Annotated in this window: 15 protein-coding genes; 1 reads left to right on the top strand and 14 read right to left on the bottom strand. The window is 63.4% G+C overall.

The features are described 5' to 3' along the window. The 10 genes from EOA27_RS04000 to EOA27_RS04045 form a co-directional block, all read right to left on the bottom strand. The coding region (locus EOA27_RS04000) for a CBS domain-containing protein (protein WP_127255518.1) at nucleotides 1-285 on the bottom strand (285 nt) is incomplete at its 3' end. Nucleotides 286-349: 64 nt separating this feature from the next. Beyond that, a complete protein-coding gene (gene ccoS / locus EOA27_RS04005; protein ID WP_126079235.1) occupies nucleotides 350-520 on the bottom strand; it encodes a cbb3-type cytochrome oxidase assembly protein CcoS in 171 nt (56 codons plus the stop codon). Next, a complete protein-coding gene (locus EOA27_RS04010; RefSeq protein WP_126079234.1) occupies nucleotides 517-2,802 on the bottom strand; it encodes a cation-translocating P-type ATPase in 2,286 nt (761 codons plus the stop codon). The genes ccoS and EOA27_RS04010 overlap by 4 nt, the downstream gene beginning before the upstream one ends. After that, complete coding sequence (locus EOA27_RS04015) at nucleotides 2,799-3,311, bottom strand: FixH family protein (RefSeq protein WP_126079233.1); 513 nt, start codon at nucleotides 3,309-3,311, stop codon at nucleotides 2,799-2,801. Before EOA27_RS04015 ends, EOA27_RS04010 begins: the two co-directional genes overlap by 4 nt. Beyond that, nucleotides 3,308-4,867, bottom strand: a complete 1,560-nt coding sequence (gene ccoG, locus EOA27_RS04020; RefSeq protein ID WP_126079232.1) for a cytochrome c oxidase accessory protein CcoG — start codon at nucleotides 4,865-4,867, stop codon at nucleotides 3,308-3,310. Before ccoG ends, EOA27_RS04015 begins: the two co-directional genes overlap by 4 nt. Before the next feature lie 171 nt (nucleotides 4,868-5,038). Further along, nucleotides 5,039-5,902: a cytochrome-c oxidase, cbb3-type subunit III gene (gene ccoP, locus EOA27_RS04025; protein ID WP_126079231.1), complete on the bottom strand. Its 864-nt coding sequence runs from the start codon at nucleotides 5,900-5,902 to the stop codon at nucleotides 5,039-5,041. Nucleotides 5,903-5,904: 2 nt separating this feature from the next. Further along, the gene (locus tag EOA27_RS04030) at nucleotides 5,905-6,054 is read right to left on the bottom strand and encodes a CcoQ/FixQ family Cbb3-type cytochrome c oxidase assembly chaperone (protein WP_042647191.1); all 150 of its coding nucleotides are present in this window, start codon (nucleotides 6,052-6,054) and stop codon (nucleotides 5,905-5,907) included. A gap of 12 nt (nucleotides 6,055-6,066) precedes the next feature. Continuing rightward, on the bottom strand, nucleotides 6,067-6,798 hold the full coding sequence (ccoO, locus tag EOA27_RS04035; RefSeq protein WP_126079230.1) for a cytochrome-c oxidase, cbb3-type subunit II: 732 nt from the start codon (nucleotides 6,796-6,798) through the stop codon (nucleotides 6,067-6,069). Nucleotides 6,799-6,808: 10 nt separating this feature from the next. After that, entirely contained in the window at nucleotides 6,809-8,419 is a 1,611-nt protein-coding gene (gene ccoN, locus EOA27_RS04040; RefSeq protein ID WP_126079229.1) for a cytochrome-c oxidase, cbb3-type subunit I, read from the bottom strand. A gap of 237 nt (nucleotides 8,420-8,656) precedes the next feature. Then, nucleotides 8,657-9,370, bottom strand: a complete 714-nt coding sequence (locus EOA27_RS04045; protein ID WP_126083548.1) for a Crp/Fnr family transcriptional regulator — start codon at nucleotides 9,368-9,370, stop codon at nucleotides 8,657-8,659. A gap of 107 nt (nucleotides 9,371-9,477) precedes the next feature. Here EOA27_RS04045 and hemN point away from each other — a divergent pair, with 107 nt between their 5' ends. After that, on the top strand, nucleotides 9,478-10,854 hold the full coding sequence (gene hemN / locus EOA27_RS04050) for an oxygen-independent coproporphyrinogen III oxidase (protein ID WP_126079228.1): 1,377 nt from the start codon (nucleotides 9,478-9,480) through the stop codon (nucleotides 10,852-10,854). A 35-nt stretch (nucleotides 10,855-10,889) separates the two neighbouring features. Here the strand turns inward: hemN and EOA27_RS04055 are convergent, their stop codons facing one another. From EOA27_RS04055 to nirK, 4 genes are all read right to left on the bottom strand, one after another. Then, nucleotides 10,890-11,321, bottom strand: a complete 432-nt coding sequence (locus tag EOA27_RS04055) for an ion channel (protein WP_126079227.1) — start codon at nucleotides 11,319-11,321, stop codon at nucleotides 10,890-10,892. A gap of 190 nt (nucleotides 11,322-11,511) precedes the next feature. Beyond that, nucleotides 11,512-11,967, bottom strand: coding sequence for a group III truncated hemoglobin (locus tag EOA27_RS04060; protein WP_126079226.1), 456 nt, complete (start codon nucleotides 11,965-11,967; stop codon nucleotides 11,512-11,514). Nucleotides 11,968-11,990: 23 nt separating this feature from the next. Further along, nucleotides 11,991-12,854 carry an SUMF1/EgtB/PvdO family nonheme iron enzyme gene (locus EOA27_RS04065; RefSeq protein WP_126079225.1) on the bottom strand — a complete coding sequence of 288 codons (864 nt, stop codon included), beginning with the start codon at nucleotides 12,852-12,854 and terminating at the stop codon, nucleotides 11,991-11,993. 65 nt (nucleotides 12,855-12,919) lie between these two features. Next, on the bottom strand, nucleotides 12,920-13,765 hold an 846-nt coding region (nirK, locus tag EOA27_RS04070), incomplete at its 5' end, for a copper-containing nitrite reductase (RefSeq protein WP_127255520.1).

Here is a 13,765-nt window from a genome sequence, read left to right on the forward strand (position 1 = left end):
GGTCATGACCTCGGCCACCCGGCGGCCGCTCGAACGGACATACTCGTCGGCGAGCTTGCCTGGACCGGCAAGAAACTCCAGCCAGCGAGGCCGCGCCCGTCTGGTGCCAAGTTCGCCCCGGCGCAGGAAATCGCCTTCGCTGATGATGCCAGCCAGCGATCCGTCGTCTCCCACGACCGGCAGGCAGCGGATGTTCCTGGTCAGCATCAGATCGGCCGCTTCGGCGACCGAGGCAGAGGTGGCGATTGTGACCACCGGCGTCGTCATGATGTCCCGAGCCTGCATCGAAGTCTCCCGCTATCGTCAGCCTTACTCTCGGACGTCGGCGGCAACGCCGCCTTGATCTACGTCAGTTTGATCGCGGGGCTTCCTTGTCTCGCGTATCGGGTTCGATCAGTATCCGCTCGGCGGCTCCGTCGAGATCCTCGTATTGGCCACTGCGCAAGGCCCACAGGAAGCCGGACAGACCGAGAGCGCCGAGGAACAGGGCCACTGGAATGAGATAGACGAGCGTGGTCATGGGTGCGCCGCTTCGATGGCGTCGCTGCGGCGCCTGGCGGGAGCGGCTTCAGGAGCCGCTTTCGCCGTCGTCTGAAGCCGCATCGCATTTGCGATCACGATCAGCGAGGAAGCGCTCATCGCGATCGCCGCAATCAGCGGCGTCACATGTCCGAGGATGGCGATCGGCACGGCGAACGCGTTGTAGATGATCGCGATTGCGATGTTCTGGCGGATGAGCCGGCCTGCCTTGCGCGAAACATCCAGGGCGAGCGGTACCGCCAGCAGGCTCTCGCGCAGGAAGACGAAATCCGCGGCCTGGCGGCCGATGTCGGCCGCGGTCGCCGGAGCCATCGAGACATGCGCGGCGCCGAGCGCCGGCGTGTCGTTGAGGCCGTCGCCCACCATCAGCACCTTGTGACCGGCGCGAGCCAGCGCCTCGATCCTCTCGACCTTGCCCGATGGCAGCAGGGCCGGCACGAAATTCTCGATGCCCAAGGCTCCCGCCGCCTCGCCGCAGGCTCTCGCGGTGTCGCCGGAAAGCATCTCGACCGAGATGCCGGCGTCCTTCAACCGTTCCACCGTCGCCTTCGCATCGGCGCGCGTGGCATCCTCGAAGGCGAAGCATGCGACGATCCTGCCATTCTTCGCGAGGACCGTGCCGCCAAGGCCGCCATACCGCCCTTCACCGCCGGTGCGGGCCTTCCATCCGGCCCAGCCGCGCCGGCCAAGGCGCCAGATATCGCCGCCCGCGGACGCTTCGATGCCGAAGCCCGGCTCCTCCTGCACGCGGTCGAATTGGGTTCGATCGCGAACGCTGCCATAGGCCGCCAGCGCCTTCGAGAACGGGTGCCGGGAATGCGCCGCCAGATCTGCCGCGATCGCCAGCATGGCCGGATCGATCGACGCCGCATTGACGAGCCTGGGCAGCCCCAGAGTGAGCGTCCCGGTCTTGTCGAACACAGCCGCGTCGATCGCCGCGAGACGCTCCATCGCCGAACCATCCTTGACCATGACGCCAGCCTCGAACAGGCGCCGGGCCGCCACCACCTGGACGATCGGAACCGCGAGGCCGAGCGCGCACGGGCAGGTGATGATGAGCACGGCGATCGCGATGGTCATGGCGCGGTGCCAATCGCCGGACGCAACCATCCAGCCGAGGAAGGTGACGAAGGCCGCCAGATGGACCACGGGTGCGTAGAGTGCCGATACCCGGTCGGCGATCCGCCTGTAGCGCGAGCGGCCACCCTCGGCGGCTTCCATCAGCCGGATCATTTCCGCCAAGAAGGAATCCTTCGCTGCGGCGCTAGCCTGCATCGTCAGCGGACCCGTCAAGTTCAGCGTGCCGGCCTGGACGTGCGTGCCGGCGCTCACGGCTTTCGGCGCGCTCTCGCCGGAGACGATCGAGCAATCGAGGTCGGAATTCCCGCTGACGATATCGCCGTCGACCGGGATCCGCTCGCCGGCCGCAATGAGCAGGCGCATTCCCCGAGCGAGTTCGGCGACGGGCACGTATTCGCGTATTCCGTCGTCCCGCAGGACCACTGCCCCTCGCGCGGCAAGCCGCGATAGGCCATTGACCGCGGTTCGCGCCCGCTCGCGCATCACGTGATCCAGCGTGCGCCCGATCAGCAGGAAGAAGAGCAGCGACACCGAGGCGTCGAAATAGGCGTGCTCGCCGTGATTGATGGTCTCGTAGAGGCTCATCGTGTAGGCGAGGGAAACGCCCACCGCGATCGGCACGTCCATGTTCATGCGGCCATGGCGCAGCGCGTTCGCAGCCGAGCGAAAGTAGATCCCGCCGGCGAAGGCGAGCGCCGGGATGGCGATCAGCGCGGACAGCCAATGGAACAGATCGCGAGTCGGGCCTTCCGCGCCGGACCAGACCGATACCGAGAGCAGCATGATATTGCCGGCCGCGAAGCCCGCCACGGCGACAGCGCGGATCAGCTCCGAGAGCGTCCTGTCCTTCTCGTGAATTTCCGGGTCGAACAGGTGCGCCTGATAGCCGAGCCGGCCGAGCACGGCGAAGAATGGCGGGACGATGTCGCCGCGCCAGCGGATTGACACACGCTTCGTCGACAGGTTGACGCGAGCGGACACGACATTCTCGACCGAGCCGAGCGCCGCCTCGATCGTCTGAATGCAAGCTCCGCAGTGAACCGTCGGCACCGACAGGTCGGTCTGGTGGATGTCGCCGCCCAGGGAGCGGCTGGCCAACTTGATCTCCTCGCTCGACGGCGATGCGGATGTCGCGGCAGCGACCTCCAACGCCATTTCAGCTCCAGGCGCGCAGCAGCTCATTGCAGGGCTCCATTCGAGATCATGACACGGCGGACATCGCGGAACGGCGACGCCAGCCCGGCATCCGCATCGATCTCCACGATCCAGACGCCGTTCCTGGGCGTGTGCCGGACAGCAAATGCGTCCGCGTTCCCGGCAGTGCCGGCCACCGCGGCAAGTGTCAGGGCTTCGTCCTCGGCCTCGTAGGCCGGGTGGCGGAACAGCACCTTGACGCCGCGCAGCGGCACCGGCTTGCCCTGGCTGTCGACAAGGCTGTAACGGACCTCGCCGGAAGCGACGCTCAGCTTGCCTGTCCAGCCCAGCGCCGCCTGCGCCCTGCCTTTCCTGGCTTCTTCGTTGAACTGCTGGCTTGCGACATAGGTGTTCTCGACGACGAGGCCGGTCCAGCTCTTCTGGGCAAGCGTGGCCATGGTGACATTGACCCCGATCACCACCGCGAAGAACGCCAGAATGGAGACCAACATATGCTTGCCGGTGAACTCGCGCGGCTTCGGCATTTCGGCGCTCATCTGCTGTTCTCCGGGGCATTGAAAGTTGCAGTGTATTCGGCGGTTTCGGAACTTGCCGTGTCGTCGATGCGGAATTCGAAACTCTGCGCCGGCTTCCTGATCTGATCGGCCGGTTGCCGGACGAAGACCTTCAGCGTCTTCAGCCGGTCGGGCTCGACCGGGATGGAGAAGGAGCGGCTCGCGGGCTGGTCGATGCCCACGATGCTCATCTCACCGCCGTCGAGGCCGTGCAGCGTGATCTCGACCGTCCTCGGCTCGGGTATCATGTTGAGCAGCTTGACCGTATAGCCGTTGCGGATCGAGCCGTCCGAGAGCGTCACGAACTGCGGATTGCGATCATGCAGGACGTTGAGCTCCAGCCGTTCGCGCGTCAGCAGCGAACAGACGAGCACCAGGCCGATCGCCGACCACACGCCGAGATAGATGTAGGTGCGCAACCGGAAGATCTTGCCCAGGTGGAAATGTGCCAGGCCGTCGGCGAAGCTGCCGCTCGGCGTCCTCACCAGCGCCGGATTGACCGGGCCGGTGCCTCCGGATGTGGCCAACGCCATGTTGGCGTTGTAGTCAGCCAGCGTCTCGTAGGAGATCAGCCCGCGTTCCCGGCCGAGCTTGTCCATGACGCTGTCGCAGGCGTCGATGCAAAGGGCGCACGTGATGCATTCCAGCTGCTGGCCGTCGCGGATGTCGATTCCCATGGGGCAGACGGCGACACAGGCGTTGCAGTCGACGCAGTCGCCGACCGATTGCCCGGCGGCCGAGGCCTTCTTGGCGTGGCGCGAGCGCGGCTCGCCGCGCCAGTCGTTATACGTCACCGTCAGCGAGTTTTCGTCGAGCATGGCGGCCTGGATGCGCGGCCACGGGCACATATAGGTGCAGACCTGCTCGCGCATCAGCCCGCCGAGCACATAGGTGGTGCCGGTGAGCACCGCGATCGTGGCATAGGCGATGGGCGCCGCCGTGCCGGTGACGACTTCGCCGAGCAGCTTCGGCGCATCGGCGAAGTAGAAGATCCAGGCCCCGCCCGTGGCCACAGCGATGACAAGCCAGATGGCGTGCTTGGAGACGCGCAGGAAAAGCTTGCGGGCGCTCCAGGGAGCGGCGTCCAGCTTCATGCGGGCATTGCGATCGCCCTCAATTGCGCGTTCGACGACAAGGAACAGGTCGACCCAGACTGTCTGGGGGCAGGTATAGCCGCACCAGGCTCGCCCGACCGTCGATGTGATCAGGAAAAGACCGACGCCCGCCATCATCAGAAGGCCGGCGACGTAGTAGAATTCCTGCGGCCAGATTTCGATGAAGAAGAAGTAGAAACGGCGGTTCGCCAGGTCGATGAGAACGGCCTGGTCGGGAGCGAAAGGCCCCCGATCCCAGCGCAGCCAGGGGGTCAGGTAATAGATGCCGAGCGTGATCGCCATCACCAGCCATTTGAACTGGCGGAAACGACCGGAGGCGCGCTTCGGAAAGATTTTCTTGCGCGCGGCGTAGAGCGGCTGTCGCGTCTTCGCGGAGTTGACCGCTTCGGCCTCGAGCCGTTCTACCTGCGACTGATCCAGCACGACGATCTCCAATCACGGCGAAATGATGCCGCCTTCTTTCCGGCAATCTCGCAATCGCGCGGGCGCGTCGCGTTGATGCAGGTCAAATTGAGCCATCAAAAAGCAAGTCGAGGCCCGGCACGGCCGGGCCTCGTCGCTTGAACGGCTGAGGGCCGAGAATAGGCCCCGCTCCTATTCTCCGCCGCCAAGCGAATGGACATAGACAGCCAGCTCCTTGACCGTCGTCTCGCCGAGACGGCCGACCCAGGCAGGCATCACCCCGTTCTTCGGGGCTCGCACCTGGGCAGCAATCGCGGCCTCGCCGGAACCGTGGAGCCAGATGGCATCCGTCAGATCAGGTGCTCCGAGGTCGCGGTTGCCCTTAGCGTTCTCGCCATGGCAGGCGGCGCAATTGTCCGCGAAAACCTTGGCGCCGGGCTCGATCAGACTCTTGTCCTGTACCGGTCCGGAAAGGCTCGCCACATAGGCGCTGACCTGGGCGATCTGTTCCGGCTTGAGCACGTCGGCAAAGGCGGTCATCTCGGACTGACGGGTGTCGGGGTCCGCTGCGAAGCGGATGCCGTGCGTGATCGTCTGCTGGATCTCCTCCGCCTTGCCGCCCCAGAGCCAATCGTCATCGTTGAGGTTCGGAAACCCTGTCGATCCTTGCGCGCCGGAGCCGTGGCACTGCACGCAATTCACCTTGAACGCCGCGCCGCCGGCGGCGACGGCGAACTCGCGCAACGTGTCGTCAGCGGCGATTTCCGAAACGGTCTTGGACTGTATTGCCGTGACGTATTTGGCCTTGGCGGCGTCAGCCGCGGCCATCTCGTTCTTGACGGCATTGCGGCTGGAGAAGCCCAGGACGCCCCTGGTGGCGGAACTCAGCATCGGCCAGGCGGGATAGGCAATCGTGTAAGCGAGCGCCCAGGCCACGGTGATGTAGAAGGTGATCACCCACCAGCGCGGCAGAGGATTGTTGAGCTCCTTGATACCGTCCCATTCATGGCCGGTCGTCGTGATGCCCGAGATTTCGTCGATATGCTCGTTGCTCATGATCAATCGTCCTGGAGAGGAATTTTAGCGGCGTCGTCGGCATGCTTTCTGCCACCCGGACGCAGCGCGAAGACAATGCAGCCGACAAAGAACAAAGCCATGGCAAGCAGGCCCCAACTGTCGGCGAACTCCCGCATCAAGTTGTATTCCATCGGTTGCCCTCCTCAGCGGTAGCCGGCTGCTTCGTCGTAGTTCTTGAAATCGACCAGGGTGCCGAGCATCTGGAGATAGGCTACGAGAGCATCCATCTCGGTGACCTGTTGCGGGTTGCCGTCGAAGTCGCCGATCTTGGCCTTGGGGTAGCGTTTCTCCAGGCCGGTCGTGTCGGCATTGGGATCGGCCTGCGCCGTCAGGTCGGCGTTTGCGTTGGCGACCATGTCGTCGGAGTAGGGCACCCCGACGCGCCTGTTCGCAACCAGATGCGTCGAGAAATCCTTCACCTCGATCGGCGTGTCTTTCAAGAAGGCGTAGTTCGGCATGACCGATTCCGGCACCACGGAGCGCGGGTCGGCAAGATGCTGAACTTGCCAGCTGTTGGAGTAGCGATCGCCGACGCGAGCAAGATCCGGTCCGGTTCGCTTGGATCCCCACTGGAAGGGGTGGTCGTACATCGACTCGGCCGCCAGGCTGTAATGGCCGTAGCGTTCCACCTCGTCGCGGAACGGCCGGATCATCTGGCTGTGGCAGAGATAGCATCCCTCGCGTACATAGATGTTGCGTCCGGCAAGCTCCAGCGGGGTGTAGGGCCGCATGCCCTCGACCTTCTCGATCGTGTTGTCGAGATAGAAGAGCGGCGCGATCTCGACGATGCCGCCAACGGTCACGACCAGCAGGGATCCGACGAGAAGAAGCGTCGCGTTCTTCTCGATCAGCGCGTGTTTGTCTATCAGGCCCATGTCTGGCTCCTTATTCGGCAGGCTGGAGGGCGGGGGCGGAACCCGGCAAAGGCTGCTCTTTGCGCTGGTAGCCACGGATGGTCATGGTGATGTTCCAGGCCATGATCAGCATGCCGGCCAGGTACATGGCGCCGCCCGCGGCGCGCATGATGTAGTAGGGATGCATCGCGGCGACCGTCTCGGCGAAGGAATAGACGAGGAAACCCTGCTCGTCGTATTCGCGCCACATGAGCCCCTGCATGATGCCCGAGACCCACATCACCGCCGCGTAGACAACGATGCCGAGCGTCGCCAGCCAGAAGTGCCAGGTGACGAGGCGCATCGAATAGAGCCGCTCGCGGTTCCAGAGCTTGGGCACCATGTAGTAGATCGCGCCGAAGCTGATCAGGCCGACCCAGCCGAGCGCGCCCGAATGGACGTGGCCGATTGTCCAGTCCGTGTAGTGCGACAGCGAGTTGACCGTCTTGATCGACATCATCGGCCCTTCGAAGGTCGACATGCCGTAGAAGGCGATGGCCGCCACCATCATGCGGACGATCGGGTCGGTGCGGATCTTGTCCCAGGCGCCGGAGAGGGTCATGAGGCCGTTGATCATGCCGCCCCAGGACGGCATCCACAGCATGATCGAGAACACCATGCCGAGCGTCTGCGCCCAGTCGGGCAGGGCGGTGTAATGGAGGTGGTGCGGTCCTGCCCAGATATAGAGGAAGATCAGCGCCCAGAAGTGGATGATCGACAGCCGGTAGGAATAGACCGGGCGGTTCACCTGCTTGGGCACGAAGTAGTACATCATGCCGAGGAAGCCCGCCGTCAGGAAGAAACCGACCGCATTATGGCCGTACCACCACTGCGTCAGCGCGTCCTGAACACCCGAGAATGCCGAGTAGCTCTTCGAGCCGAGGAACGAGACCGGCATCGTCAGGTTGTTGACGACATGCAGCATCGCGATGGTGACGATGAAGGACAGGTAGAACCAGTTGGCGACGTAGATATGCGGTTCCTTGCGCTTCAGAATGGTGCCGAGGAAAAGGATCAGATACGCGACCCAGACGATCGTCAGCCAGAGGTCGACATACCATTCCGGCTCGGCATATTCGCGGCCTTCGGTGATGCCCAGCAGATAGCCGGTCGCGGCCATGAGGATGAACAGCTGATAGCCCCAGAAGACGAACCAGGCGAGATTGCCGCCGAACAGCCTCGCGCGGGACGTGCGCTGCACGACATACATGGATGTGCACAGAAGGGCGTTGCCGCCAAAGGCGAAGATCACACCGGAGGTATGAAGCGGCCGCAGCCGGCCGAAATTGAACCAGGGCCCGATGTTAAGCTGAGGGTATGCAAGCTCCAGCGCGATGATCAAGCCGACCAGCATGCCGACGACGCCCCAGAACACCGTCGCAATGGCGCCGTAGCGGATCGGACCATCCATGTAGGCGGATGGGTCGATCGGCGCCGCGGGCTTGAAATCCGTAGTGCGCAGCAGGACCGCGGTGAATCCAGCCACGGCCAAGAACAAAACCCACATGTGCTGGCGAAAAGGTTCATCCACCCCGAAGCCGGCGGCTACGAGGGCGCCAAAGGCGAACAGGCTTAGAAGGACGATCTCCGTGCCAAATTTCATCGCAAGTCCCCGATCTCGTCTCGAAAGTTCCGGCGGAAATACCCGCCCGAGGCACCTTTTCGAGATTTCCCGGCCCCCCGGCCTTGATCCAGGTCAAACGCGCACTGCTTTTATTTGGAGGGCGTCGGAAACTGATCCCGCTTCAGGCAGGGACGCCAGCGAAACGACCTGCAAGGCCGAACCTTGGGGTCATGGTGAGGTCAAGCAAGCGAAGGCTCGCAGGAGGATCGTCGCCGGTCAGTCGCCGCAGCGTTCCTCGAGCTGAGCCATGCTTGCGAGGCTGATCTGCCGCTTGTTGACGATCCGGATCGTGCCGTCGGACCGCAACCTGGACAGTTCCCGGCTGACCGTCTCGATGGTCAACCCGAGAAAATCGGCGATATCGGTGCGTGTCAGCGGCAGGTCGAAGCTTATCGGGCTCGCCGGATGGTGCGCGGGATTGGTGTTTCTGGCGACCATGAGGAGGAAGCTTGCGACCTTCTCGGACGCGGTCTTGCGCCCCAGCGCCGCCATCCAGTCGCGTGCTTCGTCGAGCTCGTTCAGCGTATGCTTCAGCAGCAGACGTCCAAGCTCCGGCATCTCGTTTGCCATCCGATCGATGATTGCCTTTGGAAACGAGCAGAGCGCCACATTCGTCAAGGCTTCGGCCCTGATCGGCTTCTTTGCCTCGAACGGCCTGCCCAGGAAATCGGGCGCGAAATGGAACCCGACAATCTGCTGACGACCATCCGAGAGATTTCTCGTGAGCTTGACCACGCCGGACAGAAGATTGGAGTAGGTTCCGTCGTCGGGCAGTTCCGTGCCTGCCGGAACCTCATGCCTGGAGGAGGCTTTGGCCAACTCGGCGAGTTGGCGGGCGTTGAAGGCGCCGCATAATCCATCCTGCCGCGCTTCGCAGGATTTGCAAATTGCGGGGACGTCTGCTTGCTGAACATCCTGTCTGGCGGTCATTGCGACGCCCGTGGTCAAATAGGAGCGGCAATCTGCCCGGGTTTTGACCTGAGTCGCCTTGATCGAGATCAAGGTTTTGCCGGCGTCGTTCGGGCAGTTTGACCGTCATGACCCCGCCCGCCGCTCCCATCGATCCGCCGCGCCCAGCTCCGACCGTGAGCCCTGGCGACAACGTGCCGCGTTACACGAGCTATCCGACGGCGCCGCATTTTCATCCGGGCGTTGACGCGGTCACGGTTCGCGGGTGGATTGACGCGCTCGAAGGCGATGACGAGATATCGCTGTATCTCCATATTCCCTATTGCGATCGGCTGTGCTGGTTCTGTGCCTGCCATACCAAGCAGACACGTCACTATGCGCCCGTGGCCACTTTCCTTCGCTCCCTCCACAAGGAGATCGAAACGGTCGGCCTCGTCAGCGGCCGCGGCAGGGTCCGCGCCGTTCATTTCGGTGGCGGCTCCCCGACAATGCTGAAGCCCGACGACATCCTCATGCTCGGAAAGGCGTTGCGGGATCAATTCGACTTCCTCGGCGATGCCAGCCTCAGCGTCGAGATCGACCCCAATGACATGGACGAGGGTCGGCTGGACGCGTTTGCCGCGATCGGCATGACAAGGGCGAGCCTGGGTGTCCAGGATTTCGATCCCAAGGTGCAGAAGGCGATCAATCGCGAGCAGAGTTTCGCGCTGACCAAGAGCATTGTCGATGCGGTGCGGGCGCGGGGCGTCACGTCCGTCAACCTCGACCTGCTTTACGGCCTGCCGCATCAGACCGGCAAGAGCGTCGCGGCGACCGTTGCCCAGGCGCTGACCTTGGCGCCGGACAGGCTTGCCCTGTTCGGCTACGCGCATGTGCCGTGGTTCAAGAAGCATCAGACGATGATCGATGAAGCCTGGCTGCCCGATTCCGTCGCGCGCCTGGCGCAGTCACAGCTTGCCGCGCAGCTGATTGTCGATGCCGGCTACGAGGCATTGGGATTGGACCATTTCGCGAAGCCCGGGGACACGCTGGCGGTTGCCGCCCGCGCCGGCAAGATCCGCCGCAATTTCCAGGGCTACACCGAGGACCAGTGCGAAACCCTGATCGGTCTCGGCCCCTCGTCGATCAGCCGGTATCGCCAGGGCCATGCACAAAACATCGTTGCGACGGGTGAATACCAGAAAGCCGTGGATTCGGGAGAGCTGGCGATAACGCGCGGCATAGAATTCAGCGTCGAAGATGAGGCGCGTGGCTGGGTCATCGAGCGCCTGATGTGCAACTTCGCCTTCTCGGCGGTGGAGCTTGTCGACCGCTTTGGAAATGTCGGCCAAAGGCTGCTTTGCGAAGCGAGCCGACTGGCCATCGGCGGGGCGGGCCAGCTTCTTCGGCTGGAAGGCGAGAACTTCGTCGTGCCGGCGGCAAGCCGTCCGCTTGTCCGCACGGTGGCGGCGAAATTCGACAAATACCTCAGCAACGGAACCGGCAGGCATTCGGTGGCGGTTTGAATAGGCTTCAGTTTGAATAGGCTTCAGGTGGGGGGTCAGAAATGCTCGCCCACCCTGAACGGCCCGACACGGGTCCCGGCCGCGATCAGATAGGCTGTCGACCAGCCGATCAGCAGAAAGCCGTTGATGCCTTCCAGGGCCGCCAGCACGCGCCAGCCATGAGCCGGCACGACATCGCCATATCCGACCGTCGAAAAGGTGATGGTCGAAAAGTAAAGCGCCGTCTCGAAATCGCTGAAGATTCCGAGCAGCCGGTAGATCCCGGCCCATAGCCAGACTTCCGCCGTCATGACAGCGAAAAGCCCCATCACGACCGTGATCATGGCGATGACCCGGCTGCGCCTCCCGTGCATCCGGAACAGCGCAACGAGTCGGGACATCACGTAAGTGATCGCGATAAGGCCGAAAGTGTGGATCAGGACCGTCAGGCTGATGACGATCGTGCCGACGAAAAGATTGAGGATCATCGCGGAAATCAGGGGCTTGAACAGCTACAGTCCATCACAGTCCATGTGCGGAATCAAACCGGATGTCAGCTCGGTGGATTGCTCCCTGCTTGCCGGTCACTTGGAGCAAGGAAACGGCGAAACCGCTCCATCCCCGCGTTTTAGAAAATTGCGAACGAACAGCTATGGCGAGGGGTGCGAACCTGACCGCTCACACTTTTCCCGAAACGTCTCTGGCGGCAGGGCCGAGGTGGAAGAACATGGCGAGCCTGAGGCTCGTCGCTATCCTTTCCGCTCGCTCGACGAACACCGCCGCGATCTCGGGAGCGAACAGGCGGGATGCCGTCTCGCCGAAGAGAGCCAGCCAAATCCCGAAGTCTGCTTCGGTCACGTCCTTGAGCTTCAGATGGGCCGGCACAGGTCGGCCATGGTAGTCGCCGCTCTTCAAGATGACGGAACACCAGAAGTCCGTCATCTTCTCCAGATGGGGCTCCCAGTCAACGGCGATTTCCCGGGCGAAGATAGGCCCGAGCCGCTCATCCTTTCTCACCCTGGAATAGAACTCGCGCACCAGCACCCCGATCGAGGCCCGGTCCACGCCGGGGCGGGCCAGGGGCTGTTCGGCGACGGGGCGCACTCTGTCAAGCAGGGCCGGCTTCGAAGTCATCTAAGTTCCTTTTTGTGGGGCAGTCAGGTGAGGCCCAATCGGCGAAGCGCGGCCTGCAGGAAGTCGCCGCGTTCATGGACCAGGCGAAACCCGAGATTGTCCGGCGGAGTTCCGACCGCGCAGCCGCCGCTTTTGCCGTCGCGGATGAAGTTCGACATGTAGGTGCGGTGGAACCCCTCCACAACGTGCACGCCGCAATTGGTGAGCGAACTGGCAACGCCATCGCTGGTCATCGTCACATGGGCGTAGCAGGTCGATGTCCATTCCCAGACATTGCCGGCAATATCCGCAACGCCCTTTGAGTTGATTCCGAATGCCCCGAGAGGACGCGGTTCAGGATCCGCTTTACGGCCGAGCGCCGCCTCGTTGCGGTATTGGGTGAGCCATCGCCTCGCCGGATCCGCCGGGTCGCCGTCGCCCCCCTCGATGTCGGGCCGAAACCGCTCGCTAGCTGCATAGGCCCACTCTACGTTGGTGGGCAGCCGCCAGGTTTCACCCGTTTTTGCCGACAGCCAATTCGCGTAAGCCTGGGCATCGAGGAAGCTGACGCCCGTCACCGGAACGTTGCCGACGAGACGCGAGTCGGCAGGTTTGCAGGCGCCGTCCGAAACGCAAAGGTCATAGTCCGACGCCGTCACCTGGAACTTCATGATTTCCAGTGGCGTGTCGATGGTTTCCTTCGCCACGGGTGCGGGTACGGGATGATTGTCCCGGAGGAACTCACCAGGCTGCGGATTTTCGAGTGATCCGGGCGCCAGGGCGACCAGCTTCGCCACGGCAGCTGGAACCCGCGAGGGCGTCGCCCCGTCGATCGCATTGCTGACGCCGAGAGCGATGAGGGCGGCGGCCGCGATCGTTCCCAATGTGAAGACAGGATCGAAGGACATGCTCAAGCTCCGCTAGCGGCTGCGACCCGCCGATATCGCCGGCGGGTCGCAGGTCGATCGACCTTCTATGAGGCAATCGCCTTGGGAGCCTCGACCTGCATCATCAGATCGTCGTCCCATTTTCCGTCCACCGTGAAGTGCGCAGTCGCGCCGAGCTCTACGGCCTCGATGAGATTGTGATTGACGTAGGCGTAGACGCCCGGCTGCCGGAACGCGTAGAGCGCCGCGCCCGCCGATCCACCCCGGATGAACCAAGTTTCGAGATCCTTGGCGGGGGGATTGCCGAACTTTCCGTGTTCCCAGACGAAGTCGCCATGGCCGCCGATCAGGTGCGGACGGGTGTCGCGATTGGCCTGCGAGTGGACGATGAGCACCGTCTCTCCGACCTTGGCCTTCATGGCGTTTTCGCCGGTCAGCGATCCAGCCTTGCCGTTGAAAACGACATGCGTCGGGACAAGGCCGCGCATCACTTTCACGGTGTCGTCGTAGTTGTCGCCGGCCGAGTCGTACTTCTTGAACTTTCCCTGCTCGTCGCGCGGGATGTAGAAGTCGTTCTCGCCGATATAGTAAATGCGGTCGTAGCGTACGGGCTTGCCCTTTTCGTCCCTCAGGCCATCGCGCGGCAGGACCATCACCGCCCCGCTCATCCCCGACACCACGTGCCAGGGGATCATCGCCCCGCCAGGTGCGCAATGATAGACGAATGTGCCGGACCGGGTCGCCTTGAAGCGCAGCGTCACCTGCTCGCCGGGGTTGATCAGCGTCAGCGCACCGCCGCCGAGCCCGCCGGTCGCCGCATGGAAGTCGATATTGTGGGCGAGCGTGTTGGTGTCGGGGTTGATCAAGGTCAGCTCGAGATAGTCGCCCTCATGCACGACCATGAGCGGGCCCGGAATGGAACCGTTGTAGGT

Origin of the sequence: Mesorhizobium sp. M2A.F.Ca.ET.037.01.1.1 (genome assembly GCF_003998075.1) — a bacterium.
Lineage (GTDB): Bacteria > Pseudomonadota > Alphaproteobacteria > Rhizobiales > Rhizobiaceae > Mesorhizobium.